Origin of the sequence: Stenotrophomonas lacuserhaii, assembly GCF_014836545.1 — a bacterium.
Lineage (GTDB): Bacteria > Pseudomonadota > Gammaproteobacteria > Xanthomonadales > Xanthomonadaceae > Stenotrophomonas > Stenotrophomonas lacuserhaii.
In genome coordinates, this window is the sequence record NZ_JACSQS010000001.1 from 178,287 (window position 1) to 204,245 (window position 25,959).

General features: G+C 64.2%; 24 protein-coding genes. 16 read left to right on the plus strand and 8 right to left on the minus strand.

Going from position 1 to position 25,959, the window contains the following annotated elements; all coding sequences use genetic code 11:
- Positions 1-42 precede the first annotated feature (42 nt).
- Positions 43-1,347, minus strand: coding sequence for a DUF2254 domain-containing protein (locus H9654_RS00900; RefSeq protein WP_225211780.1), 1,305 nt, complete (start codon positions 1,345-1,347; stop codon positions 43-45).
- A gap of 200 nt (positions 1,348-1,547) precedes the next feature.
- Between H9654_RS00900 and trkA the strand changes: the two genes are divergently transcribed.
- The 3 genes from trkA to H9654_RS00915 all read left to right on the plus strand — a co-directional run bounded on the left by trkA (position 1,548) and on the right by H9654_RS00915 (position 5,623).
- Positions 1,548-2,936 carry a Trk system potassium transporter TrkA gene (gene trkA / locus H9654_RS00905; protein WP_191768290.1) on the plus strand — a complete coding sequence of 463 codons (1,389 nt, stop codon included), beginning with the start codon at positions 1,548-1,550 and terminating at the stop codon, positions 2,934-2,936.
- Between the two features lie 80 nt (positions 2,937-3,016).
- A complete protein-coding gene (locus H9654_RS00910; protein WP_318241098.1) occupies positions 3,017-4,456 on the plus strand; it encodes a TrkH family potassium uptake protein in 1,440 nt (479 codons plus the stop codon).
- Between the two features lie 126 nt (positions 4,457-4,582).
- On the plus strand, positions 4,583-5,623 hold the full coding sequence (locus H9654_RS00915; RefSeq protein WP_191768292.1) for a hypothetical protein: 1,041 nt from the start codon (positions 4,583-4,585) through the stop codon (positions 5,621-5,623).
- Positions 5,624-5,782: 159 nt separating this feature from the next.
- Here H9654_RS00915 and H9654_RS00920 read toward each other — a convergent pair whose 3' ends face one another.
- The gene (locus H9654_RS00920; protein ID WP_191768294.1) at positions 5,783-6,259 is read right to left on the minus strand and encodes a hypothetical protein; all 477 of its coding nucleotides are present in this window, start codon (positions 6,257-6,259) and stop codon (positions 5,783-5,785) included.
- A 171-nt stretch (positions 6,260-6,430) separates the two neighbouring features.
- Positions 6,431-6,817, minus strand: a complete 387-nt coding sequence (locus tag H9654_RS00925; RefSeq protein ID WP_191768295.1) for a DUF2628 domain-containing protein — start codon at positions 6,815-6,817, stop codon at positions 6,431-6,433.
- Between the two features lie 342 nt (positions 6,818-7,159).
- Here H9654_RS00925 and H9654_RS00930 point away from each other — a divergent pair, with 342 nt between their 5' ends.
- Entirely contained in the window at positions 7,160-8,611 is a 1,452-nt protein-coding gene (locus H9654_RS00930; RefSeq protein ID WP_101099151.1) for a DUF4832 domain-containing protein, read from the plus strand.
- Positions 8,612-8,886: 275 nt separating this feature from the next.
- A complete protein-coding gene (locus H9654_RS00935) occupies positions 8,887-10,992 on the plus strand; it encodes a TonB-dependent siderophore receptor (RefSeq protein WP_225211819.1) in 2,106 nt (701 codons plus the stop codon).
- A gap of 56 nt (positions 10,993-11,048) precedes the next feature.
- Here H9654_RS00935 and H9654_RS00940 read toward each other — a convergent pair whose 3' ends face one another.
- Complete coding sequence (locus tag H9654_RS00940) at positions 11,049-12,113, minus strand: SDR family oxidoreductase (RefSeq protein ID WP_191768297.1); 1,065 nt, start codon at positions 12,111-12,113, stop codon at positions 11,049-11,051.
- An 87-nt stretch (positions 12,114-12,200) separates the two neighbouring features.
- Here H9654_RS00940 and H9654_RS00945 point away from each other — a divergent pair, with 87 nt between their 5' ends.
- A complete protein-coding gene (locus tag H9654_RS00945) occupies positions 12,201-12,584 on the plus strand; it encodes a winged helix-turn-helix transcriptional regulator (RefSeq protein ID WP_191768299.1) in 384 nt (127 codons plus the stop codon).
- Between the two features lie 46 nt (positions 12,585-12,630).
- Here the strand turns inward: H9654_RS00945 and H9654_RS00950 are convergent, their stop codons facing one another.
- Positions 12,631-12,885, minus strand: a complete 255-nt coding sequence (locus H9654_RS00950) for a DUF3253 domain-containing protein (RefSeq protein WP_191768301.1) — start codon at positions 12,883-12,885, stop codon at positions 12,631-12,633.
- A gap of 303 nt (positions 12,886-13,188) precedes the next feature.
- Here H9654_RS00950 and H9654_RS00955 point away from each other — a divergent pair, with 303 nt between their 5' ends.
- The 3 genes from H9654_RS00955 to H9654_RS00965 all read left to right on the plus strand — a co-directional run bounded on the left by H9654_RS00955 (position 13,189) and on the right by H9654_RS00965 (position 15,579).
- The gene (locus H9654_RS00955) at positions 13,189-13,758 is read left to right on the plus strand and encodes a nuclear transport factor 2 family protein (RefSeq protein WP_191768303.1); all 570 of its coding nucleotides are present in this window, start codon (positions 13,189-13,191) and stop codon (positions 13,756-13,758) included.
- A 190-nt stretch (positions 13,759-13,948) separates the two neighbouring features.
- Complete coding sequence (locus H9654_RS00960; protein WP_191768305.1) at positions 13,949-15,151, plus strand: OmpA family protein; 1,203 nt, start codon at positions 13,949-13,951, stop codon at positions 15,149-15,151.
- A gap of 38 nt (positions 15,152-15,189) precedes the next feature.
- The gene (locus H9654_RS00965) at positions 15,190-15,579 is read left to right on the plus strand and encodes a DUF6180 family protein (protein ID WP_191768306.1); all 390 of its coding nucleotides are present in this window, start codon (positions 15,190-15,192) and stop codon (positions 15,577-15,579) included.
- Positions 15,580-15,587: 8 nt separating this feature from the next.
- Here the strand turns inward: H9654_RS00965 and H9654_RS00970 are convergent, their stop codons facing one another.
- The 3 genes from H9654_RS00970 to H9654_RS00980 form a co-directional block, all read right to left on the minus strand.
- Positions 15,588-16,253 carry an NAD(P)H-binding protein gene (locus tag H9654_RS00970; protein ID WP_191768308.1) on the minus strand — a complete coding sequence of 222 codons (666 nt, stop codon included), beginning with the start codon at positions 16,251-16,253 and terminating at the stop codon, positions 15,588-15,590.
- 62 nt (positions 16,254-16,315) lie between these two features.
- On the minus strand, positions 16,316-17,365 hold the full coding sequence (locus tag H9654_RS00975) for a DUF4189 domain-containing protein (protein ID WP_191768309.1): 1,050 nt from the start codon (positions 17,363-17,365) through the stop codon (positions 16,316-16,318).
- Entirely contained in the window at positions 17,349-17,825 is a 477-nt protein-coding gene (locus H9654_RS00980) for a DUF4189 domain-containing protein (RefSeq protein ID WP_191768311.1), read from the minus strand. Before H9654_RS00980 ends, H9654_RS00975 begins: the two co-directional genes overlap by 17 nt.
- Positions 17,826-18,061: 236 nt before the next feature.
- Here H9654_RS00980 and H9654_RS00985 point away from each other — a divergent pair, with 236 nt between their 5' ends.
- The 7 genes from H9654_RS00985 (at position 18,062) to H9654_RS01015 (ending at position 25,905) form a co-directional block, all read left to right on the plus strand.
- Positions 18,062-19,723: a type IV secretory system conjugative DNA transfer family protein gene (locus H9654_RS00985; RefSeq protein ID WP_406833446.1), complete on the plus strand. Its 1,662-nt coding sequence runs from the start codon at positions 18,062-18,064 to the stop codon at positions 19,721-19,723.
- Positions 19,724-20,130: 407 nt separating this feature from the next.
- The gene (locus H9654_RS00990; protein WP_225211820.1) at positions 20,131-20,610 is read left to right on the plus strand and encodes a toxin co-regulated pilus biosynthesis Q family protein; all 480 of its coding nucleotides are present in this window, start codon (positions 20,131-20,133) and stop codon (positions 20,608-20,610) included.
- A gap of 85 nt (positions 20,611-20,695) precedes the next feature.
- Positions 20,696-21,817, plus strand: a complete 1,122-nt coding sequence (locus tag H9654_RS00995; protein WP_191768315.1) for a VirB8 family type IV secretion system protein — start codon at positions 20,696-20,698, stop codon at positions 21,815-21,817.
- Complete coding sequence (locus H9654_RS01000) at positions 21,814-22,587, plus strand: TrbG/VirB9 family P-type conjugative transfer protein (protein WP_042612593.1); 774 nt, start codon at positions 21,814-21,816, stop codon at positions 22,585-22,587. The genes H9654_RS00995 and H9654_RS01000 overlap by 4 nt, the downstream gene beginning before the upstream one ends.
- Positions 22,584-23,807: a TrbI/VirB10 family protein gene (locus H9654_RS01005; RefSeq protein WP_042612594.1), complete on the plus strand. Its 1,224-nt coding sequence runs from the start codon at positions 22,584-22,586 to the stop codon at positions 23,805-23,807. Before H9654_RS01000 ends, H9654_RS01005 begins: the two co-directional genes overlap by 4 nt.
- Before the next feature lie 27 nt (positions 23,808-23,834).
- The gene (gene virB11 / locus H9654_RS01010) at positions 23,835-24,878 is read left to right on the plus strand and encodes a P-type DNA transfer ATPase VirB11 (protein WP_042612595.1); all 1,044 of its coding nucleotides are present in this window, start codon (positions 23,835-23,837) and stop codon (positions 24,876-24,878) included.
- A gap of 49 nt (positions 24,879-24,927) precedes the next feature.
- Positions 24,928-25,905, plus strand: a complete 978-nt coding sequence (locus H9654_RS01015) for a lytic transglycosylase domain-containing protein (protein ID WP_191768316.1) — start codon at positions 24,928-24,930, stop codon at positions 25,903-25,905.
- Positions 25,906-25,959: the final 54 nt, after the last annotated feature.

A 25,959-nucleotide genomic window follows, 5' to 3' on the forward strand; every position in this document is an offset into this window, starting at 1 on the left:
TAGTGTCCGTGGCCTCCATTTTGCGAACGAAAGCGTCCAAGTCTAACGCGTTGGCGCAGGAGACCCAAACGTGCGACGGCTGGCGGCGTCCTGCGCGCGCTGCTGCTCCAACGCATGAATCGCGCGCAGCTTCTGGCGATCCTGGGCAAAGCTGAGTGTTCGCAGGGCGCGCTCCAATGAAGAATCCGCATGGTGTCGCGCCGCTTCACGGGTGCTCGCCGAGCAGCCGGCGCAAAGGGCAGCCAATGCCTTCTGCAGCCGGATGTTGACCTCCAGCGACCCTGCTGCGTCAGTGGACAGTGGGGCGAAGACATCCTCGAACAGGTCGTCCGCATCCAGCTGCGCCATATAGACGTGGCGGTGCTGTACTTTCTCGTCCCGTTGCGCGCACGCCAGCGCATCCCATCTCAGCAGGAGCCGTACACAGGTGCCGATGACGCTGATGCATGTACCGGGATCGTTGATTGCGGGGGACATCGATCGCACACCGATTTCAGCAAGGACGACCAGCCCGTAGCGCGGATCATTCTCTATCCTGCGGGAACCGCCGATGGTGACTGCTTCGATCAGTTGCGCCCGCTGGTCATCATGGAGGGTGCCCATGACGTGGAGAAGTGCGCGGTTTGGCGTTGCAAATGTGCCCGGCTGGCAGACGACGTAGACGGTCAGTCGATGCGCTTCTGCAAGGGCGTCGAGGCGTTGAATGTCGATGTGCTCGACATGACCGACCGCTGCTGCGAAGACGGCGATGGAGGTGTCCGGTACGCTGCCGGTATAGGGCATCGCGCCGAGGAACGGCTCCTCTGCCCGCAGTTCCATTGACTTCAAGGTGGCCTTTTCGACCAGGTCAACCGTTTCGCCGAGCCGTCCAAAGCGGGAAAACTGCTCGATTGCGCGAAGGAGCGTTACGGTTATGACGATGATGACCGCGATGGTCGCTCCAAACAGCACCAGCCTTCCGCTGTCGCCGTAGATGCCGGTGCTGAGTGCGATCAGCCCGACGATGGAAAACAGGAACGCGCCAACGAACGTCGCCAGCGTGCCTTGGGCACGCGTATCTTCTATCAGCAACCGGGAGGCACGCGGTGTGGCGTTGGTGGCCGCTGATCCGTATGCGGCGACCATCGTGGACAGGGCGAAGGTGGTCACCGTCAGCATGGACGCGGCCAGGATGCCGAGGATGTTGCCAACCGAGTCGGCGCCGATCTGGGTGGCGAGGCCCTGCGGCAATACGAACCGGGCGGCAGCGCCCGCCAGCGCGGTGGCAACGCCCAGCACGCCATACAGCGTGGACCGGAACCACATCCTCCTACTGATCCTGAACAGGGACAGCTTCCACTTGCTCATCATGGGACAGTTGCTCGGACGTTGGTGCAGGGGAGTATCCCTGTTCGGCAGTTCGGACGCGTCAACATCCGATGATCAGGCCTCAGGTTGCAGCGGAGGCTGCTGGAACTCCCTGCTCGAGAACTTTAAGATCATGCTTCTTGGGCCTGTTCGGAGCTTGGGTTCTTGACATCGACGCACGTCCTGTCTCCCCCCAATCCATGAAAATCATCGTGTGTGGCGCTGGGCAGGTGGGCATGACCATCGCGCGGCAGCTGGCGTCGGAAGGCGTGGCGATCACCATCATAGACACCGATGCCGAGTTGATCCGGCGGGCCGACGAAAGCCACGACATCCGCGGCGTGGTAGGGCATGCATCGTACCCCGATACCTTGCGCGAGGCCGGCGCGTTGGACGCTGACATGCTGATCGCCGTCACCCGTTCGGATGAGGTCAACATGGTTGCCTGCCAGGTGGCGTATTCCCTGTTCAACGTAAAGCGCCGGATTGCCAGGCTGCGGCATGTCGGCTACACCGCACGCGATACCAACGGCTTGTTTGCTGCCGAACATCTGCCGATCGATGTCATCATTTCCCCCGAAGCCGAGGTTGCCGAGGGCATCACGCGACGTCTTCGAACGCCTGGCGCATTCACGATTCTGCCATTGGCTCGTGGACAGTTGGAGGTGATCGGCGTTGGCGTGGCGGATCCGGATTGCCCCGCCATGGGTGAGCGGATCTGCGATCTTGAGTCCAATGGAAGGTTCGAGCACATAACGCTCCTTGCCGTCACCCGTAAGGGAATCACCTTCATTCCCACGCCACTGGATCGGGTAGAGCTGGGCGACGAGCTTTATCTGCTGGCTCGTTCTGAGCGGCGCAAGGCCACGATGGCGCTGTTCGGGCACCGCGAGCGCCCCATCGCCGCGCTGGTGATCGCCGGGGCTGGCAATGTAGGCATGCATCTTGTGCGCAACATCCGTGCCCTGCTGCCGAAGACGCGCATCACGCTCATCGAACGCGATCGTGACAGGGCTCGCCATGCAGCCGAGGCGCTCGGCAGCGATGTCGTCGTGCTGCATGGCGATGCATTGGATCGTGGAGTGCTCGAAGAAGCCCAGGTAGATCGAAAGGAATCGATGGTGGCGGTAACCAACGATGACGAGTCGAATATTTTCTGCTCGCTCCTGGCCCGCAAGCTCGGCTGTCGCCAAGCGGTGACACTGGTCAACAAGAGCACCTACGCCAGCCTTCTGCCTGGAATGGGCATCAACGCCGTGGTGAGTCCAAGTGCGGTGACGGTGTCGACAGTGCTGCGCCACGTTCGCCGCGGCAAGATCGTCGGATTGCAGACCTTGCGCGAGGACTTCGGTGAGGTGATCGAGGCCACCATCAGCGCCGGGCGCTCTGCGCTGTTGACACAGCCGCTTGGCGCGCTCGCGCTTCCGGAGGGAATCAAGGTCGGGGCCGTCATCCGCGATGATCGCCCGCTGGACCTGAGCGCCGAGACACGGATTGTTCCGGGCGACCGGGTGGTACTGGTGGTTGCCTACAGTGAGATAGATGCGGCTGAGCAGCTTCTGGGTGGCGCTGGCGGACGCTCGCTTTGAAGCACAACGGTCACGGTATGAGGTGGGCTCCTGGCGGGGTTTCGGCATCGAGCAACAGCTTTCGCCTGGTGGGAGCGATCGTGGGGCAGGTGCTGCTGGCAACGGCTGCGTTCATGCTGCTGCCGATGTTCGCTGACCTTTACTACGACAACCGGGACTGGCTGGCGTTCGGCATGGCATCGGGGGTTTCTGCGATGTGCGGTAGCGCCCTGGCGTGGGGCTATTGGCGATCAGGGGGCAAGTGGGGAAAGTCAGGACTGACCTTGAGGCAGGCTTTCGCCCTGACACCGCTGAGCTGGGCAGCGGTTTCGGCGGTCAGCGCGTTGCCCTTCCTGTTCTCGGAACACCCGCAACTACGCGGCCACTTCGCCAACGCTTTTTTTGAGGCGGTTTCGGGCATTACAACCACCGGCGCCACGGTCATGACAGGGCTCGATGCAGCCCCGCCTGGTCTACTGCTGTGGCGCGGGCTTCTTCAATGGATGGGCGGTATCGGCATCATTGCCACCGCCATTGCCATCCTGCCGGCGTTGGGTGTCGGCGGGATGCAGCTGTTTCGAACCGAGTCGTCAGATCGCTCGCAGAAGGCGATGCCTCGCGTGCGGCAGATCGCCTCTACGATCGGCTACGCCTACATTGGTTTGACGGTCGTCGCCGCAGTGGCTTACTGGCTGGCAGGGATGGATCCATTTGACGCCATTGTCCATGCGCTTACGTCGATTGCCACGGGCGGCTATTCAACGTCGGATCAGTCGTTCGGACGCTGGCAGGACAACGGAATCCAGTGGCTTGCGATGTTCTTCATGCTGTCGGGCACGCTGCCCTTTGTTCTGTACGTACGCTTCCTGGCGGGTGACCGAAGCGCCTTCGTTGATCGCCAGGTCACGTCACTGTTGGGGCTGCTCGCTGTTTCGATAGGCGGCATCGGCACGTGGTTGGTGATCTCGGGGCAGTACGGCGTCGAACAGGCCTTCCGCTACGCCGCGTTCAGTGTGGTTTCCGTGGTCACCACGACGGGCTACGCGGTGACCGATTATGGCCAGTGGGGTGCGGCGATCGTGGGAGTGTTCTTTCTGCTCACCTTCGTGGGCGGGTGTACGGGCTCGACCAGCGGTGGCATCAAGATATTCCGCTTTGAGGTCATGGCGGTGATGCTTCGTGTTCATTTCCTGCGCCTGCTTTATCCCAACGGGGTGTTTCCAAGGTCTTACGACGGCAAACCTCTCTCCGATGAGGTGATCGGGTCGGTGGTCGCATTCCTGACGGTGTTTCTGGTCTGCTATGCCGTTTTGACGGTTGTGCTGCTGGGGCTTGGCCTGGACTTCTTGACCAGCGCAAGCGGAGCGGCCACGGCGCTGTCGAATGTGGGTCCGGGACTGGGCGAAACAATCGGCCCAGCGGGCACGTTCACCTCACTGCCAAGCGCGGCCAAATGGGTGCTGTCGTTTGCGATGCTCCTGGGCAGACTCGAACTCTTCACGGTGCTCATCATCTTCCTGCCTCGCTTCTGGCGGGGATGACGGCTGCACGCACGGCGGTGATGCGGATCAAATGCGCGTGATTTCCCCGTTTCCCCGTGTTCACAGCAAAGCGCGCAGCCTCACGACGCTTGCTGCGCCCGCAGCCATTCAGATGGAGCATCACCAATGAGTACACCCAGTGGATTCCCGGACCGCCGGCCGCTCGGCACCGAGTTCGATACCGTGGTCACTTCCACACCCGTGATCACTCCCACGCCGGAAAGCGCGGTGTCCTGGGGCGCGATCATCGCCGGCGCCGTGGCTGCCGCTGCGCTGTCGCTGGTGTTGCTGATCCTGGGCGTCGGCCTGGGCCTGTCTTCGGTGTCGCCGTGGTCGTTCGACGGCGTATCCAAGGAAACCTTCGGCTGGAGCAGCATCGCCTGGCTGACCTTCACCGCGCTGGCGGCTTCCGGCCTGGGGGGCTACCTTGCCGGCCGTCTGCGTACCAAGTGGACCAACCTGCACGGTGACGAGACCTACTTCCGCGATACCGCGCACGGTTTCGTGTCGTGGGCGGTTGCCACGCTGCTGACCGCTGGCCTGCTCACCTCCGCCATCGGCGGCGTACTGGGTGCAGGCGCGAAAGTAGCCGGTGCCACCGCCGGCGCCGCTGCGACCACCGCTGCTGCGGCAGGTGCAGGCGCTGGGGCGGCCGGGATGGGCCCGAAGGAAGGCGACATGGAGTATTGGGTCGATTCCCTGTTCCGTAACGCCTCCACCAACCCGCCGCCGGCACCGCCGGCTCCGCCGATGGGCGCACCGATGGATCCGGCTGCCGGCCCGCGTGACGCCGCGATGCCGCCGCCGCGTCCGATGCCCGGCAACGAGCGCGGTGGCGATCGCCGTGAGGTGCGGGCCGAGGTCAACCGTATCGTGGTCTCCAGCCTGCAGAGCGAAGGTCTGGATCCGGCCGACAAGCAGTACCTCGCGCAGCTGATCGCCCGCGAAACCGGCATGACCCAAGCCGAGGCAGAAGCGCGCGTGACCGACGTGCAGACCCGCATGCGCGCCGCGCTGGAAGATGCCAAGAACACCGCCAAGACGGCTGCGGATGACGCCCGCAAGGCCACGGCCCATGCCGCGCTGTGGCTGTTCATCACGCTGCTCATCGGCGCGTTCTTCGCCAGCCTGAGTGCCACCTGGGGCGGCCGCCGCCGCGACCTGTAACTTTCGTATCCACCAAGGAGAACCGACATGAAAACCCTGCTGCTCTGGTTCCTGGGCGTTCCGATTCCGATCCTCATCCTGTACGCGATCTTCTTCTAAGCATCGCACCGGTAAGTAAAAACGCCAGGCCGCATCAATGCGGCCTGGCGTTTTTCTGTATCAGTCCTGCAGGTCCCACTTGGCTGCGTCGGCCTGCTTTTCTTTATAGATGGCACCGGCGAAATCGACGTGCAGTTCTGTCCAGTCTCCGCCATAGCGATGGGCCAGCACTTCGAAGTGCTTGGGCTTGCGCTCTGGCGCCCCGTGAACCGTCCAGCCGGCTTTCTTCACCGCAGCCAGCGCTGCGCGTGGATCGGCGGGAACGTCCGGATGGTGGTGCTTGGGGCTGTGGTGCGGCTTCTTGTGTTCCACCTCGACAAACCTTCCGCCCTTCCTGGCGATGCGGCTGACCTTGATCTCCGAAGGCCGTTGTTCGCCTTCCAGGCGGATGGCCAGGCCTTGGGCGAGCGGAAAGACTTCGGCGCCCTTCGGGCCGAGATCGGCCAGGTAGGCGGCATCGTCGGCGATGAAGGTGAAACGGTGGGCAAAGACGTGTTGGATGACGCCGGTGAGGGCGACCTTTTCGTGGTGCGGCATGCATTTCTCCTGAGAGCGCCCAACCGCGGGCGCATCCCCGAAATGGAGCTGGCGTGCAGGTGTCGCAATGCATGCGGCGCGATATCAGCCATCGGCAGATAGCCGCCAGTCAGCCAAGGGCGGTCCGCCCGGAAAGCCGCCGAGCACGGCTCGGCGCTACCGTTTTCCTGCTTAGAAGAGGCCTTCGAACGGGTTCCAGCTGACCCTGCCCTTCACGCGTTCGGCGTAATAGCTGTAGTTGGTGCTCATGGCCACCGAGAGGCCGAGCGCCGCTCCGAGTGCACGTACCAGCAGGTCCGGTACGAAGAAGGAGACGGTGACCAGTGCCACGTACAGGCCGAATACAACCAGACCCTTGCGCCACATGCCCAGGATGAAAAGGTAGATCCAGCTGAAGAACAGGGCGAACAGGTTGATGTTCACCTTGAATTTTCCGGCGAAGGGCAGGGCTTTCAGAGCCTGTCGGTACTCCTTGGTCTTCGGCGCACCATGCTGGGCGAAGAAGTCAAAGCGGAACTGCCATTTCGGACTGTGCGTGACGGTATTCGGTGTTTCCATTGTCGATCAAAGCTCCATGTAATCGTTTACATGATAGCGAGATCAAGACGTATTCACCATGGAAAGGCCTGCAAATCGTAGTAGACAGTGCCGAGCCACGCTCGGCGAGCGAGGAGCGCGGCATGTTTCAGGCAGCGACGAGTCCGAACGGAAAGCCGCCGAGCATGGCTCGGAGCTACCTGACGTCGCTGCACAGATCGAAACTGTGATCCAATCGATAAATTTCGCTATGTTTCGATATTGATACATAACGAAACATGCCATAAGGTCGTCGGCGACACCCTGGGGCTGGTCCAACGCCTCCTGTCGCCGTCTTCCCCGTGCAACCGAAGAGGTACGTCCATGTCGTCGTCACGTCCGTTTTCCGGAATGCTGGCTGTCGCAGTCCTCGCCAGCGCCCTGTCCACCGCCTGTGCCCACGCCGGCACCCTGACCCCGGCGGTATCCACCCAGGAGTTCGACAATCCGCATCGCGGTTTCATGCTGTGGGGCAGTTCCTATGCAGTGGATGGCGGGGTGGATAATTTCCACGGGGCGCACATCTATCACGTGTACCTTCCATGGCGGATCATTGAAACCGCCGACCAGGTATTCGACTGGAATGCGGTGGAGACGCTGTACCTGCAGCCGATCCTCAATGACGATCCGCTGGCGACCTTCGTGCTGCGCCCCGTCGCTGATTATCCGGAAAGTGCCGCCAGCCAGATCGACGCGCATTACACCGGCGGCGAGAACGAACGCGACTATCCGAAGTTCCTCGAACAGGCGCCACTCAACATTCCGTATGCGGTGCGCGCCAAGTGCGATTCGGACGGTCCGATCCGCAGCCTGGATTACAACAACACGGCGGCGCGCCAGCAGATGCAGCAGTTCGTGCAGGCGCTGGCCGCGCGCTTCGATGGCGATCCGCGCATCACCGCCATCCAGGTGGGCCTGCTTGGCTTCTGGGGAGAGTGGCATACCAGTGGCTGCGAAGACCTGCAGCCCAACGCGCAGACCCGTTCGCTGATCCGCGATGCCTACACCGCTGCCTTCCTGAAGACGCCGCTGCAGACCCGCTATGCGCGGGCATCAGACGTGGGATCGGCGCTGTTTGGCTTCCACGAGGATTACTTCCCCTCGTTCACCGGCAAGTGCAATGCGTTCAACCCGCAGATGCCCAGCTGCAGCGACGATGGCTGGTGGAACCTCGAATACGGGCTGGCCAACGAGGTACCGGCGGCGCGGCAGAACTGGATGGTCAACCCGGTCAGCGGCGAGAGCCCGAACAGCAACCAGAAGAGTACCTGGACCAACCGCACCGCCGATGTGCGCAAGCTGCTGCGCGATTACCACTTCAGCTTCCTCGGCCCGGCCGGGGCGCACGAAACCAGTGGCAATGCGGCCAAGTTGAAGACGCTGAAGAGCGATCTGGGCTACCGGCTGGGCATCAGCACGGTGACCTGGCCCAACACGCAGGTGCGTGGCCAGCAGGCGGCGCTGCAGCTGGGTATCAAGAACCACGGCTCGGCCCCGCTGTACAACGCCTACCACGTGGAACTGCACTGGGTGGCGGCTGATGGCAGCACCAAGGCGCGTACCTCGATACCCGCGGTGACCCTGAGCGAGATCATGCCCGGCACGGTGCAGAGCCGCAGCACCACCTTCACCGTGCCCAGCAGCCTGGCGCCGGGCAGCTATGCGCTGCGTCTTGCGCTGGCCGATGACACCCCGGGCCGCCGCAACATCGCCCCGCAGAACGATGGGCAGGATGCGCAGCGTCGACTGCCGCTGGGACAGGTGCAGGTGAACTGAGGCAGTGCGGTTCACTGGAGCATGGCGGTGCGGCGTGGGGCCGCATCGCCGCGCAGGCGGCGGGGCAGGCGCAGGCTTTCCCCGTCGTCACATTTGCGTCATCATGCCGCCCATTCTGTTACCTCAAGCCGCCGCCAGAGGATCACTTCCTGCCTGGAGGCACTGCCGTGTCCGTCGTTCCGTCCCCTGTTGCCCCGACCCGCAGCGCTCGTCTGCATCGCACCCTTGCCCGTTCGCCGCTGACCCAGGCGGTATCTGCGGTGCTCACCGTGGGCCTGCTCACCGCCAGCGCGCAGGCGCAGCAGAGCGCCGCCGCACAGACCGACGACGAGGCTGCACGGACCCTGCAGACCGTGCAGGTGACCGCCAACCAGCTGGGCACCGTGACCGAGAACAGCGGCTCCTACACGCCGGGTACCATCGCCACCGCCACCCGGCTGGTGCTGAGCCCGCGTCAGACCCCGCAGTCGATCAGCGTGATCACCCGGCAGGAGATGAACGACTTCGGCCTCAACGGCATCGACGATGTCATGAAGGTCACTCCGGGGATCAGCATCGTCACCTACGACAGCGAGCGCACCGAGTACTACGCACGTGGTTTCGCCGTACAGAACTTCCAGTACGACGGCATTCCGATGGCGCGCGATTCGGCTTATTCGGCCGGCAATACGCTCAGCGACATGGCCATCTATGATCGCGTGGAAGTGCTCAAGGGCGCCACCGGCCTGCTGACCGGCATGGGTGATCCCGGTGCCACGATCAACCTGATCCGCAAGAAGCCGACGCACGAATTCGCCGGTAGCATGGGCTTGGGCGTCGGCTCGTGGGACAGCTACCGCGCCGAAGTGGATGTCAGCGGGCCGCTGACCGGAAGTGGTCGCGTGCGTGGGCGCGCGGTGGCGGCGCAGCAGGACAAGCACTCCAACGTCGACCATTACCAGCGCACCAACAAGGTGTTCTACGGCATTCTCGAAGCAGACATCGACGACAGCACGCTGCTGACCTTCGGCGCCGACTACCAGGACAGCGATCCGCAGGGTTCCAGCTGGGGCGGCATTCCGTTGCTGGACAGCACCGGCAACTTCAACAGGATGCCGCGTTCGTTCAACAACGGTGCGCGTTGGAGCAGCTGGGCGCAGTACAGCCGCACCGCGTTCGCCACGCTGGAACACACCTTCGGCAATGACTGGGTGGCCAAGCTGCAGCTCAATCACCAGATCAACGGTTATGACGCCCCATTGGGCGCGGCGGCCGGCGGCAACCCGGACCCGGTCACCGGCGAAGGCGTGAGCATGTGGGTTGGCAAGTACGTGGGCGAAACCACCAGCAACGCCGCTGATCTGTATGTCAGCGGGAAGTTCGAATGGTTCGGTCGCCAGCATGAACTGGTGGTCGGCGGCAGCGTGTCGCGCAAGCGCTGGATCAACGATGGCTACTCGCCGCAGGAAGGCTATGTCACCAGCGTGGCCGATTATCGCGGCTGGACCGGCGATGTGCCCGAACCGGACTGGCAGTGGGGCTACGGCAACCATGAAGTGACCCGCGAAAGCGGTGCCTACGTGGTGGGCCGCTTCGACCTGGCCGATCCGCTGAAGCTGATCCTGGGCAGCCGCGTGGCCAACTACAAGGCCATGGATATCGACGAGACCGGCGTGATCGTGCCGTACGCCGGGCTGGTATACGACCTCAACCAGAACTACTCGGTGTTCGCCAGCTACAGTTCCATCTTCAAGCCGCAGAGCAGCCAGGACGAGCAGGGCAGGGTGCTGGATCCGCTGGAAGGCCGCAGCTACGAAGCTGGCGTCAAGGCCGAGTTCCTCGAAGGACGCCTCAACGCGAGCGCGGCAGTGTTCCAGCTGGAGCAGGACAACCAAGCCGAGCCCAGTGGCGGGCTGACCCCGAGCGGTGGCATCGCCTACCGCGGGCTGATGGGCGTGCGTACCAAGGGCTACGAGTTCGATGTGTCCGGCCAGGTTGCACCGGGCTGGCAGGTGCAGGGTGGCTACGCACACAAGATCGCGCGGCAGCAGTCCACAAAGGTTTCAACGCTGGAGCCGGAAGACCAGTTCAGCCTGCACACCACCTACCGCGTGCAGGACGGCGCGCTGCGTGGGGTGAGCATCGGTGGCGGCGCGCGTTGGCAGGGCAGCACCTTCGGCACCATCACCAACCCGTTGGACGGCGGCAGCCTGGTGCATCGCACCGATCCGTACTGGCTGCTGGATGCGATGGCGCGCTATGAGTTCAACGACAGGCTGTCGGCCACGCTCAACGTCAACAACCTGCTGGACAAGCACTACTACACCATCTTCAACTGGTACAGCACCTATACCTGGGGTGAGCCGCGCAACGTGCGGCTGACGGTGAACTACAGGTTCTGACGGATGCACAGGTGCCCCGGGATGATTCCGGGGCGCTTGGTTGCGCTGGCTGGCGCTTACGGAATCAGCCGCTGCGCCCGCAGCGTAGCGAACAGGTCGAAGAAGGCGTCGTCGCTCGGCTGGTAGTCCAGGAAACCCAGCCGGCGGCTCTTGGACATATCGGTCATCACTTCGACCGGACGGCCCAGGTCGGCGTCGGTGTGCCACGGCGACACCAGCCGGTGGATGTCGGGCTCGGTCAGGCCCTGTTCGATGGCCAGCTGCACCCACAGTGCCGCGTCGTCCGCCATCTGCCGTTCCAGCGGGCGCAGCTCACCGGTGAAAGGCGCCGCTTCGATGCCGAACCAGTCCGCGATGCGGCCCCACATCCAGCTCCAGCGGAAGACATCACCGTTGACGATATTGAACGCCTGGTTGGCGGCAACCGGGGTCTGGGTGGCCCACACCAGCTGGCGTGCCAACTGGCGCGCGTCGGTCATGTCAGTCAATCCGTTCCACTGCGCCAGCGAGCCGGGGAAATAGAATGGGCGACCACTGCGCTTGCACAGCGAGGCATACACCGCCAGCGTGGTGCCCATGTTCATGGCGTTGCCCACCGCCGCACCGATCACCGTATGCGGACGATGCACGCTCCAGCTGAAGCCATCACGCGCGGCCGCGGCAAAGACCTCGTCTTCCTGTGCGTAGTAGAAGTTCTCGATCGGCAGGCGGGGCTGTTCCTCGCGGAACGGAGTCTGTGGCAGCGCGCCCTGCGCGTAGGCTTCAAATGGCCCGAGGTAATGCTTCAGCCCGGTCACCAGTGCGACGTGCTGCACCGAACCGGCCGGCTGCAGGGCATCCAGCAGGTGCCGCACCATGGCCGCATTCACGCGGATGTTCTCGGCCTCGCTGGCCTGCCGCGACCACGTAGTGATGAATACATGGGTGGGGCGCAGGTCTGCCAGTGCGGCCCGGGTGGCCTGCGCATCGCGCAGATCGGCCGAGACACCGTGGACGCGCGACGGCAGCGCCGCCGGGTTGCGCGCCAGGCCGTGCACCTCCCAGCCTTCCTGGAGCAGCTGCTGGATCAGGGCACTGCCGGTAATGCCGGTTGCACCGACTACCAACGCTTTCTGGGTCATGGGCTTGCCTTTTGCATCAAATAACAGGCAGACACCTTAGGATAATGGGGTCAGGCCCGAAAGAAGGCACCAAATGGTAACCACGCGATGAAAGCAGGCACTCCGGAACAGGAATGGCGTGAAGATTGTGCGCCCCGGCGGGTGCTGGAATTGTTCAGCACCAAGTGGACGTCGATGGTGCTGCATACCCTGGCGGTGCGCCATGACGGGGTGGCGCGCAGCAATGCGCTGCACCGCAGCCTGCCTGCCATTTCCAAGAAGATGCTGATCCAGACCCTGCGCGAGATGGAGGTGGCGGGCATCGTGCTGCGGACCGAGCATCCCACCGTGCCGCCATCGGTGGAGTACAGCCTGACCGCGCTGGGCCGGCAGCTGGTGGAGCCGATCGAGCTGATCTACGACTGGGCGCGGCGCCATGCCGATGCGCTGGATGCGCTGAAAGCAAGGCCGACGTCGCGGCGGCGCGGTTGATCGGCCTTAAGGCCTTGCGTCGCTCCAGCGCCACAGAAGGGGGGCCTTAGCGGAATCCAGGCCCGCGCCGCAGCCGGACAGGGCCCGGGCCCAAAGCGTCCGGGTCCAAGCGCTCATCCTTGCGGGTGATGATGATCCGATCTTCCCGCGCCAGGGCAGCGGCGGCTTCCCGCACGGGCTGCATGAGCGGGCGCCAGTCACCCGGATCCGGGCGCAATGCCCGTGCCACCTCGGACGGGCAGATGGAGGCCGACGCCGCGCGCTGGCCCAGCAGGTCGATGATGGCGGCGGCGATATCCATCGCTGCACGATGCGTGGGCGCGCGTGACGGGCGCGCGGAGGTGGGCTGGGTAGCGCCGAGCCGTGCTCGGAGGCATTCCGTTCCGGTAGCACGATGCCGGATCCAGGCCGCGCGGTGCGCTCGCCGAGCGTGGCTCGGCGCTACCAGAGCGGACGGCCGAGATGCCTGACGCAGACCGATGATGGCGGCGGCGATATCCATCGCTGCACGATGCGTCGGCGCGCGTGATGGGCATGCGGAGGTCTTGTGGCGGTGGGGCGCAGGGGATTGTCCAGAGCGGCTAACCGTCGTGTCCAGCGGCCGATGGATACCGCCGCCGGGCGGGTGAGCGCATTGTCGTTCCCACGAAACGGGAAGGAGAATCAGGTGAACCGATCGACTCCGAATAATCGCCTGGCGCTGGTACTCACCTTGGTCATTGCAGCGCTGAGTTCCGCCCACGCGTCAACGCCCGAGCCCGTGCATGCCACCGCCGCACACAACGAGGCGTTGGTCCGGAAGGCCTTCATTGACTGGTCTGCGGGAAACGGCACCGTGTTTGCGCTGCTGTCCCCCGATGTCGTCTGGACCGTGCATGGCTCCGGCTCGGTGGCGGGTACTTACCAGGGCGTTGATGCGTTCGTGGAGGGCGCGGCGGCACCGCTGACCCGCCGGCTGGCGCGGCCGTTGGTGCCGAAGGTGCATGCCATCTGGGCGGTGGGCGATACGGTGATCAGCCGGTTTGAAGCCGAATCCACAACCACCGGGGGGCGCCCGTACACGAACCAGTATGTGTGGATTTTCCGGATGGAAGACAGCGTCGTGGTGGAGGCCGAGGCATTCCTGGACCTGGCGGCGTATGACAAGGTGGTGGCGGAGAACACCGCGCGGTAGCGCCGAGCCGTGCTCGGCGGCATTTCGTTCCGGCAGCACGATGTCTGACCCAGGGCGCGCGGTGCGCTCGCCGAGCATGGCTCGGCGCTACCAAAACGGGGCGATGTGTTCGATTTGTGGCCGTTCACGCCGTGCAAATGGGCGCCGGATAGGATGCTGGCCTCACTGCCATCACGGAACGATCCAGTACATGAGCTCATCCACGCGTGTGTTGCCGCTGTCTGCTGTTTCCGTACTGTTGATTGCGCTTGGAGGATGTTCCAAGGGGCCCGATGCGGCAGTTCCGGAGCCTGTAACCGGCGGCGCCACTGCGGCTTCCAATGAGGAAGTGGACGCAGAACAGGGCAGTGACGTCCCCGAATTCCCGGTCATCCCGACGATCGTGGTGCCGGAGATCATCGGCGTCACCCCGGCGCAGCGTGCACTGGAAAACTCACTGCAGTCCATTCTCAATCCGGTGGAAGGCATTACCGTTTCACCGGCGCGCTGCAGCACGGATGGCAGCCTGATCAACGATGCCGGCATCACCAGCGTGGATGCGCAGGGCAAGCTGACCCGCAATGGCGACGAAGGCATCTTCGTGATCAACCCTGATGGCAGCGGCACCGCCAATTTCGAGGGCGGACTGGTGCGGGTCAATGCAGATGGCAGCGGCACCATCAACGGCAACCCCGGGGGAGGTGGCGACGATGCCATCATCAGCGTGGAAGCCGATGGATCCGGTACCTACAACGGCGTGGCCGGCCTGATCCGACTGGACGGAAAAGGCGCGGGCACCTGGAACGGTGACAGTGGCCTGATCACCAATAATGGCGATGGCAGCGGCACGTGGAATGGGCCGATGGGCCTGGTCCGCGTCAATGCGGACGGCTCGGGTACCTGGAATGGCGAAGAAGGCCTGATCACCAACAATGGCGATGGCACCGGGACGATCGGCCCGCCCGCGCGACCGGTCAAGATGCCGCCGCTGGCGCGCCTTGCACCGGCAGGAAAGTTCCCGCCGCTGAAGAAATTCGCTCCGCCCGGTGCGCCCTGCGGTTATGTGATCACCTTGAATGACCGGGTGCTGTTCGACTTCGACAAGTCCGACATCCGTCCCGACGCCGCTGACCTGCTGGACACCTTGGCCGGCGCGCTGGCCGAAGTGAAAACGACCGGCATGGAAGTGCGCGGGCATACCGATTCCAAGGGCGCGGACGACTACAACCAGAGCCTGTCCGAACGCCGCGCGGCATCGGTGGTGGCGGCATTGCGCCAGCGGGGCGCGGGCCAGCAGGCGGCGTCGAAGGGGTATGGCGAAACGCAGCCGGTGGCACCCAACGAACTGGACGGCAAGGACAACCCCGGCGGCCGGCAGTTGAATCGCCGCGTGGAAATTTTCGTGCGTTCGTGAGTCACGCCACGAACGTTCAACAGTGACAGGAGAACGGAATGAAAGCAGTGATGTTCGCAGCGCTGGGCACGGTGGCCGCATTGGGAATGGCATCGCCGGCCAAGGCGAGTGATTTCAGCCTCGGCTACGATGTGGACCGCTTTCCCGCGGCCAAGCTGAGCATGCAGGCGTGCCGCGCGGCGGTGACGCGTGGGGCCACGGCGGTGGGCTACACCACGCGCGTGGACCAGGACCAGAAGACACTGGTGCTGCACGTGTCCGCCCCGCGCGAGGATGGGCGCTCGCTGATCTCGTACTGCATCAGCGCAGGCGACCAGACGGTGTTCGTGATCCAGGCGTTCGACTATTCCGGCCCGAACAATCCCGACGTGGACCGGGTCAAGGCGCGCGTCGGTGCGGAAGTGCGCAAGGCCGCGCGCGGCGGTTGAGTCCCGCGTTACGCGGCAGGCTGGCCGAGCTGGTTGATTTCGCGGTTTTCGACGATCGCAGGCGGGCTGGGGGAGCGGGCGAGGGCGATCATCGCCCGGCCGATGGCACCGTTGGTGGTGGCCGCCCCCGGCACGTTCTTGACGATCATCCCCTGCAGCGGGCTGGCCAGCGCATGGAACATGCGCATCACCCCGTGCGGGCTGTGCGTGCCTTCTTCGGGCAGGATGCCGCCGGGGCGCAGCATCACGGTGGTGATCGGCAGCCGCTGCAGCGCATCCTCGGTTTCACCCTTGATGCGCAGCGGCATCAGCCGGCTTTCGGGATCCGTATTGGCGCCGGAAATATAGAAGAAGCGGCCCTGCGGATTGGCCGCGGCATAGGCCCGCGCCACGGCCAAGGTCAGCTCGAAGGTGACACGGCGGTATTCCTTTTCGGCGGTGCCGATGGGCGGGGCGCCGGCGCAGTAGAAGGCCGCGTCGATGCCGGCCAGCTGTGACTGCACGCTGGCGGCCTGGCTGAAGTCTTCGAGCAACACGACACCGACCTTCGTGTCGGTGCGGTCCAGCGGCCGGCGCGCCAGCACGGTGATGCGGGCGACATCAGGCGCGGCGAGGCAGGCGTTGAGGACACCTTGGCCGAGCAGCCCGGTCGCGCCGGTGAGGAGGATGTGCATGGAAGAAACCCCTGGACGATTGCTGGAACGCTACAAGCAGCAGAAGGAACAGGGGGTGACGATCAGCGGGTCATGCATTCGTTGAGCATTACCGGGCAGACGCTTGCGCCGCTCTCGATGCATTGGGTGACCGCGTCTTCTTCGGCCGCTGCCTTGCTGCTGGCCTTGGCGCTGTACGTGGACCAGCCGCCTCCGGCCGCCTTGCTGCGCACGATGGCGGCACATTCGCCCATGGTCCATGCCACGGCCGTTTCGCAGCCGCGCTTGCCGCATTTGCTGATGGCGGTGTCCTTGGCGTCCTTCTCGTTGACGCCCAGGTGCAGCGCGAAGGCGTCACCGCCACGCTCCACCGCGATGGCACTCCAGGGCTGGGCGATGTTCATTTTTGGATCCTGGCCTTCGCCGGCAGCCATGCGCGTGGCGGAGCCGCGGGCTTCCGGCGGCTTGGCCACGAATTCGGCGCCGCCCGGGAAGAACTCCAGCTTGGGCTTGGCCACGCGGTTGATCGCGATCAGTTCCATCCGGTAGCTGATGCGGTCCAGCGCCGAATAGGCGTACTTCCAGCCGGTGCAGAAGGTCTGTTCTTCCGCGCTGCGGCACTGCTCACCGCCGGCAGCCCGGCAGCTTGCCAGCGCCGATTCGGCCGCCTTTTTCTTGTTTTCGCCGGTGTTGAAGTACATGCCACCTTGCTGGCTGTAAGCCGGCGCCACGCAGGTGTTGGCGAAGGTGGCGACAGGCCAGCAGGTGCCATCGCATTTGCCCATGGCGTTACGGGTGGCGATGCGGGGATCGTGCTCGTTGAGGATGACGTTCCAGCTGCCGTCGCCGGTGTTGACCACCAGGGCGCCCCACCAGTCACGCTTGGCGTCGTCGCGCACGCGACGCGCAGCAGCGGCTGCGGCGGCGGATGCCGCCTGCTGCGCGGCGGCTTCTTCGGCGCTGATGTAGGTTGCGGCCTGCTGGCTCTGCTGCCAGCCCAGGAAGTTCATCTGCGCGGCGTGGGCCTGCTGTCGGGCCTGCGCACCATTCTGTGCGTGTGCCGAACCGGCGCTGGCCAGCAACGCAGCGGCGACCAGCACCGCGCGGATCATCCGCTCAGAGGCAGTGTTCAACGCTCACCCCACACTGCCCGGCGCCGGATGCGACGCACTTGTCCAATGCCGACTTGCCGAGTGCTTTCGCTTCCGGCGAACCGGCCTGTGCGGTGCTGGCGAAGATGGCGCGGACGCCGGGCTTGGCACCCTTGTCCACGGCCAGTGCCATGCAGTGGTTGCGGACCGGGAAAGTGATCAGTTCCACGCAGTCGGTGGCACCGCTGTCCTGGCAGTCCTTGCGTGCACGCACCTTGGCTTCCGCAGCACCCATGCCGTTGCCGGTGCCTACGACCTGCTTGCTGTCACTGACCGCCAGGCTGGTGTAGAGATCCATGCCTTCGGGCATGGCCTTGCTGATCTCACCCGGTGCCGGCGCGGTACGCGACGGCGCGTTCGCCGGAGGCACGGCGAAGACAGGGCCAGCAAGGGTGAGGGTGGCCAGCAGCGCACAGCGCGTCCACGAAGAGGATCGTTGCATTCCTTTGCTCCAGGTTTTGTTTTTGGCGCGCGGAGCATACCCGGATAGTGGTCCGGATGGTGTGATGTGGTGGGGCTTGGGAAGAAGAGCGTGACGACCAACGGTCGTCACCCACTGGAGCCGGTCGTCACCCACCGGGGGTGTCCAGGGCGGGTGCAGCTACCCGTGTCACGACCAGTTGTGTAGAGTCCGGCCCATCATGCGCTCACGGAGGATCGGGTTTGTCCACGCAGAAATTGGTTCGTTATTCGGTCGCCATCGTCGCGACGCTCGTCATTGGCTACCTGCTTTCGGGCTACCTGACCCTGCTGTTCCTCGGCCTGGATACCAGCCATTTCAGCTGGAACACCTATTATCCGTACGTCAGTGCGCTGGACCAGCCGCAGGTCGCGCCCTTCGTGGGCAAGATCAAGGCCGCTGGCTACGTGGGCTTCGGCATCCCGCTGTTCCTGTTCGTGGTGGTGGCCGGTTTCCTGCTGCTGCGGCGCAAGAAGAAGGGCCTGCACGGCGATGCGCGCTTCGCGACCGGCTCGGACCTGTCTTCACACGGGCTGTTCAAGAAGACCGGCGACAGCATCGTGGTGGGCAGTTACAAGGGCAAGCTGGTGCGCCTGTCCGGCCAGCAGTTCGTGATCCTGGCCGCGCCGACCCGTTCGGGCAAGGGCGTGGGCGTGGTGATTCCGAACCTGCTGGAATACGAAGAGTCCGTGGTGGTGCTGGACATCAAGCAGGAAAACTACGAGCTCACCAGCGGCTGGCGCGCCAAGCAGGGGCAGGAAGTCTTCCTTTTCAATCCCTTCGCCGAAGACCGGCGTAGCCATCGCTGGAATCCGCTCAGCTATGTCTCCGATGACCCGGCCTTCCGCGTTTCCGACCTGATGAGCATCGCCGCGATGCTGTATCCAGATGGTTCGGACGACCAGAAGTTCTGGGTCAGCCAGGCGCGCAATGCGTTCATGGCCTTCACGCTGTACCTGTTCGACAACCATGATGACGAACGCCGCAGCGGCTTCCCGGGAGGGCAGGGCGTGCCGACCCTGGGCGCGATCTACCGCATTTCCTCCGGTGACGGTACGGACCTGCGCAAGTACCTGCAGACCCTGGCCAGCCGTCCGTTCCTGAGCGGCAACGCCAAGTCGGCCTTCGCCAACCTGCTGTCGCAGGCCGATGAGACCTTCGCCTCGATCATGGGCACCTTCAAGGAGCCGCTGAACGCCTGGATCAACCCGGTGCTGGACGCGGCCACCAGCAGCAACGACTTCCTGCTGACCGACCTGCGCAAGAAGAAGATGACCATCTACATCGGCATCCAGCCCAACAAGCTGGCCGAGAGCCGGATGATCATCAACCTGTTCTTCAGCCAGATCATCAACCTCAATACCAAGGAACTGCCCAAGTCCAATCCGGAGCTGAAGCACCAGGTGCTGCTGCTGATGGACGAATTCACCTCGATCGGCAAGGTGGACATCATTGCCTCGGCGGTGTCCTACATGGCCGGTTACAACGTGCGGCTGCTGCCGATCATCCAGAGCATGGCCCAGCTGGATGCCACCTATGGCCGTGATGTGTCGCGCACCATCATCACCAACCACGCCCTGCAGATCCTGTTTGCCCCGCGCGAGCAGCAGGACGCCAACGATTATTCGGACATGCTGGGTTACACCACGCTGCGCAAGAAGAACATCACCAAGGGCCGCGAGAAGAGCCACAGCTTCAGTGAAGAGCGGCGGGCGCTGATGCTGCCGCAGGAGCTGAAGGCCATGGGCACAGACAAGGAAGTGTTCCTCTACGAGGGCATTCCGCACCCGGTGATGTGCGACAAGATCCGCTACTACAAGGATCGTCACTTCACTTCGCGCCTGCTAGCAAAGGTTGACGTGCCCAGCTTGCAGATATGAATCAGCTGGGACGAAAGCGCGGAAAATAAATGCATTCACTCCCGTGAAGTGGTGACGGGTGTCAACAAATTGTCGTGCATGCGTTGAACTTTCATGCGTTCTTGACGCATCCTTGACCTCGTTCTATGCCACTCTTCGCCATCGGTTCAGTTCATCGAGCCGATGGAGTCGATCAGGTGATGCAGAACATCACTGGAACAGGGATGGCTTCGAACAAGGTGTCAGGCGATGCATCATGCCCACGAGGCGGTGCAACGCCCGTTGGGCAGGCGGCTTGGGCCGCAGGGGAGACGGTTGCACATGACGGCACAGGCCGGCGCGTAACCGGTTCCAGCGTGCAGATGCAACGCTGGACTGCCGAACCACCCATATCGAAGCTGCTTATTCGTACGTCAAAGGATGTTCGTATGCGGCAAGCGTTGCTGAAGATTTTCATCGCCGTGGCGGCGGTTGCGATTTCGGGTTGTGCCACCAAGCCTGCGCCGGATTTCGGCGGGCGGTGGAAGCCGGTCAATCGCTTTGACGCTGCCCCCACGGAAATTCCCCTGTACACCAGCTATGCCTTCCAGGCATCGCCGATGGATGGCACCTTGAAGGCCATGCTCGAGCGCTGGGCGGCCGATTCGGGGATGTCGCTGGACTACCGGCTGGGGTCGGATTACACGCTGCACGGCGGCGTTTCCCGCATCTCCACGACCAGTGCGCAGCAGGCCGTGGCCGATGTCACCACCGCTTATGCGGCGCAAGGCGTCTACGTGAGCATCGTGGGCAACAAGATCGTCGCCGGCAGCAGCGCCGCGGTGCCGACGGCGGCCACCACGCCAGCCAGCGCGCCCAACGCCAACCCCGCATCCGCACCCGCCGAACCCGCGCCAAGCGGTAGCTGACTGCTGCCGTTTTCCCGTCGTGATGCTCCTGCGCTGGTCGCAGGGGCATGGCGCTCATTGACGATCATGTAGTCCGGAAAACCCCATGTTCCGTAAGAAAGACCCAGGCAATAGTCCCAAGGTGGAGCAGGCCGTTGCCAAAGCGGTGAGCTACGAGATCACTGTGGCCGACATGGCGCGCAAGAGCGAGCGTCGTGCCTGGTGGGTGGCCGGTGCGTCGCTGGTGATGTCCCTGGCCTTGGCTGGCGGGTACTACTACGTGCTGCCGCTGAAGGAGAAGGTGCCGTTCCTGGTGATGGCCGACGCCTACACCGGCACCGCATCGGTGGCGCGCCTGCAGGGTGATTTCGGCAGCAGTTCAGTGACCCACGTCGAGGCGGTGAACCGCAGCAACGTGGCGCAGTACGTGCTGGCACACGAATCCTATGACCTGGCGCTGATGCAGCTGCGTGACTGGAACCTGGTGTTCACCATGTCCGCCGACAACATCGCCGCGCAGCTGCGGGCACGCTATGCGCGCACCAATCCGCAGAGCCCGGTGGTGCTGTACGGCAACACCAAGGCGATCCGGGTGAAGATCCTCAGCATCACCCCGATCGGCGAGCTGGACAACGGCGGCTTCCGTGGGGCATCGGTGCGCGTACAGCGCACCCTGGTGGACAAGAACAGTGGTGCGTCCACTTTCATGGACAACCGCCTGGTGACCCTACGCTTCAACTACGACGCCAAGCTGGCGCTCAACGACCAGGATCGCCTGCTCAATCCGCTGGGCTTCCAGGTTACCGAATACCGCGTGGACAGCGACTACGCCGCCGCGGTTCCGCTGCCTGACCAGGCCGCCACCGACGCGCAGGCGCAGCAGCAGGCCATGCTGCAGGCACAACAGCAGGCTGCCGTGCAGGCCGACCCGGCGATGTTTGACCCGAGCCAGCAGATGGGCCAGGGCACGATTGATCCGGTGTCCGGCCAGCCCATGGTGGCGCCGGCTCCGCCGCCCCCGGGCCAGATGCTTCCGGCCCAGCAAGGCCTTCCTGCTCAGGGCATTCCCGGTGCTGCCGGGCCGGGGCAGGCCGTACCTGCGCAGGGTTACCCGGTGCAGACCGCTCCGGTTCCCGGTGCACCCGCTCAACAAGCGCCAGGCCGCGGCACGCCGGTCCCCGCGCGCAACCTTTCCACCGGAACTGCTGATGGAGCAAGCAACCGATGAGTAGTCGCAGAAACAAGGCATGTGCCTGGATGCTGGCGGGAATGCTGGCAGGGTATGCCACCACCGTCTCGGCCCAGGCTGTGGACCGTTACGCCTATGTGCCGGACCAGATCTACACGGTCCGCACCGGTCTGGGCCTCACCACCCAGATCGAGTTGAGCCCGCATGAAAAGATCCTCGACTACAGCACCGGCTTCAGCAGTGGCTGGGAGCTGACGCGTCGCGGCAACGTCTTCTACTTGAAGCCGAAGAACGTGGACGTGGACACCAACATGATGGTGCGCACGGAAACCAACTCGTACATCTTCGAACTGAAGGTGGTGGCGACTGATTGGCGCCAACTGGACCAGGCGCGCAAGGCCGGCGTGCAGTACAAGATCGCTTTCACCTACCCCAGTGACAGTGAGTTCACCGTCGCCCAGGAGTCGGTGGAAGAGAGCAAGCCGCTGCTCAGCACCACCATCGCCAAGGATCGTCGCTACAACTTCGACTACTCCTATTCGACCCGCAAGGCCAAGCGGATGGGCTGGCTGATCCCGGTCAATGCCTACGACGATGGCCGCTTCACGTATGTGCGCCTCCCGTCTTCGCCGGAGTTCAAGACAGGCATCTTCCCGGCCGTGTTCGGCCGCGAGACTGAGAATGGCGAGGACTTCGTCATCAACACGACGGTGGAGGGCAATACCCTGGTGGTGCATGGCACCCACCCGTACCTGGTGATCCGACACGGTGACAACGTGGTCGGCCTGCGGAGGAATACCAAGAAATGAGCCAGAACACGCCTCCAGGGAATGACCCCCGCCAGGACGACGATGCCTACCGCCAGGAAGGCACCGCGCAGGAGCCGGGTAACCCGTATTACAACCGTGTGCAGCCGCAGGATGCGCCGGATCTGGATGCCAGCGCGCCGCAGCTGCGTACAGCGGAAGAACGCCGATTGAATCGCAAGGCGTTGATGTTCATCGGCGGCATTCTCGCGCTGGTGCTGCTGATGGGCTTCCTGCTGCTGCGCAAAGGCAGGGACGACGCGGAGGCCCCCGCGCGCGGCGCCGAAGTTTCCCGTCCGAGCACGCCGGACCTTCCCAGCGTGGCGCCGACGGTGCAGACACCCCCGCCGATGCAGGCCGATCCAATTCCGATGCTGCCGCCGCCACCGATGCCGGACGACATGCCGATGCCAATGGAGCGCAACAGCCGCACCATCGGCGAGGCGCCGCGCATGCCTTCGCTGCTCGACCGCCGCATTGCGGCCACCGGTAGCGGTGGCGGCGGTGATCCTTCCGAACGCCAGGCGCCGGTCGATCCGACGTTGCTGGCGCTGCAGCAGATGAACGGCCGTCAGGCGCCGGAGGAAACGCGTCGCGGTGCGGATGTGGACGATGTGTCCAACGCCGCTTTCATCCGCAGCCCGGATGCACTTCTGGTTCGCGGCACCTACCTGCGCTGCGTGCTTGAAACGCGCATCATCACCGACGTGGCAGGGTTCACCTCCTGCCTGGTGACCGAACCGGTCTACTCGATCAACGGCCGTACTCTGCTGTTGCCGAAGGGTTCCAAGATCTACGGCAGCTACGGTGGCGGCCCGATCGGCGAACGCGTGGATGTGATCTGGGATCGCATCACGACGCCGAACGGCATTGACGTTGCCATGTCCAGCCCGGGCACGGATGGGCTGGGCGGGGCAGGCATCCCGGGGCAGTACACCGCCCACTGGGGCCAGCGCATCGCCAGCGCCCTGATGATCAGCCTGCTCGCTGATGCCTTCAAATACGCAGCCGCGGAGAATGGCCCGGAGACCACCACGGTCAACAGCAGTGGCTTTGCGATGCAGTCGCCGTATGAAAGTGCAACCGCCCGCACCATGGAAAGCCTCGCACAGCAGGCCGCGAGCCAACGCCGCGCGCCGACCGTGACGGTCAACCAGGGCACCATCATCAACGTCTACGTCGCAAAGGACGTCGACTTCAGCGCCGTGCTGGCGCGTCGCTGATCCAGGAGCACAGGACCCGTCGTGGACATGGAGACTTCACCCCTCGCGCTGGTTTCCAGCGAATTTCTGCAATACCAGTACGAAGTGCTGGGTATTGCGGGTTACATGGGGTCGTCCGAAGTCACCGAAATCTGCGTCAACCGGCCTGGTGAGATCTACCTGGAAACGCGTGATGGCTGGCAGCAGGTGGCGGTGCCCACGTTGACCTTCGAACGGGCCCGCCAGTTCTGCACCGCAGTGGTGAACGAAAGCAACACGGGGCAGCGCATCACCGATGCCGATCCGATGGTGTCGCTGACCTTCCCCAGCGGACAGCGTGCGCAGTTCGTGATTCCGCCCGCGTGTGACGCGGGCAAGGTCTCGATCACCATCCGCCTTCCTTCGCGGCAGATGCGTACCCTGCAGCAATACCAGGACGATGGCTTCTTTGATCGCATCGTCGAGCACGACGGCAGCCTGAGTGCGCAGGATGAGGAGTTGATGGAGCTGCGCCGCGCGCGCGATTTCGCCGGCTTCTTCCGTCGTGCGGTGCAGTACCGCAAGAACATCGTGGTGTCCGGTGCCACCGGCAGCGGCAAGACGACCTTCATGAAATCGCTGGTCCACCACATTCCCCAAGGGGAACGCCTGGTCACCATCGAAGATGCGCGCGAGCTGTTCATCGAGCAGCCCAACGTCGTGCACCTGCTGTATTCCAAGGGTGGCCAGAGTGGCAGCAATGTCAGTGCCAAAACCTGCATGGAAGCCTGCCTGCGCATGAAGCCGGACCGGATCATCCTGGCCGAGCTGCGCGGCGATGAAGCGTTCTACTTCATCCGTAACTGCGCTTCCGGCCATCCCGGGTCGATCACCAGCTGCCATGCGGGCAGCCCGGAACAGACCTGGGACCAGCTGGCGCTGATGGTGAAGGCATCCAACGAAGGCTCAGGGCTGGAATTTCCGGTGATCAAGCGCCTGCTGCAGATGACCATTGACGTTGTTGTGCACGTGAAGGCGCACGCTGGCGACCGGCACATCACCGGCATCGATTTCAATCCCGGGCGTGCCCAGGGCCAAGGGGGCGCGGTATGAAAGCCTGTCATGGCGGCCACTGCCCGTATGCTCGCCAGGAGGTGGGCTGATGCTGCCCGGACTGGAAGCGTTGGCCTGCCCCGAGCTGGCCGTGTCGATGGATGTCATGGCCCACGTGGTGAACGTGGAATCCTCGCGCAACCCGTACGCCATCGGCGTGGTGGGGGGTCGCCTTGCGCGCCAGCCGAAGGCCTTGGACGAAGCGGTGGCGACGGCACGGATGCTGGAAGAGAACGGCTACAACTTCTCGCTGGGGCTGGCCCAGGTCAATCGTTACAACCTGCAGAAGTACGGGCTGGAAAGCTACGAAAAAGCCTTCCAGCAATGTCCGAACCTGCAGGCGGGATCGCGCATCCTGGCTGAATGCCATTCGCGTTCGAAGGGGGACTGGGGCAAGGCGTTCAGTTGCTACTACTCGGGCAACTTCGAAACCGGCTACCGGCACGGCTACGTGCAGAAGGTGTTCAATTCGATGCAGCGTGGTCAGATGGTCGCCTCCGCGAACGGCGCGTTGCCGATTCCGGTGGTGGATCGTACGCCGCGCGCACCGACTGCGGCAGCCCGCGCGCCGGCCGAATCCGCTGATGCGGCGCGCCTGCGCACCCGCATCGAAGGCCTGCAGACACAGATGCTGGCCCAGGGCGGCGGCGTAGTGATGCCCCTCCCGGAAGACCCCGCGCGCGCTTACGTGGTGTATCCCAACACCGGCGCCATGGTGCGGGGCAGCCTGCTGCGCGCCGCTGATGGTGGGCTGGCCCGTGCGGTGACCAACCTGGTCGACCGTGCGGTGCCTTCCGCAGCGCCGATGGCCGGCTATGCCGATGAAGGCTACCCGCAGGGTCAACCGGTCGTCCCCGCACCGCCCATGGGCCCGCAGCAAGCGCCCGCTGGCAGCCCCGGCGCTCCGGTGCTGCTGCGTCCCTGGAGTGAACGCAACCAACCCGCGGCAACCGGCGCGGCGGCAATGCCCGCGTCTGCCGCGCCTGTCACCGATGCACCTGCCAGGGACGCGGCTTTCGTGTTCTGAGCAGTTCACTGGCCGCCGGGCAGGGGCCGCACATGTTGTTTTCCGTCCATCAAT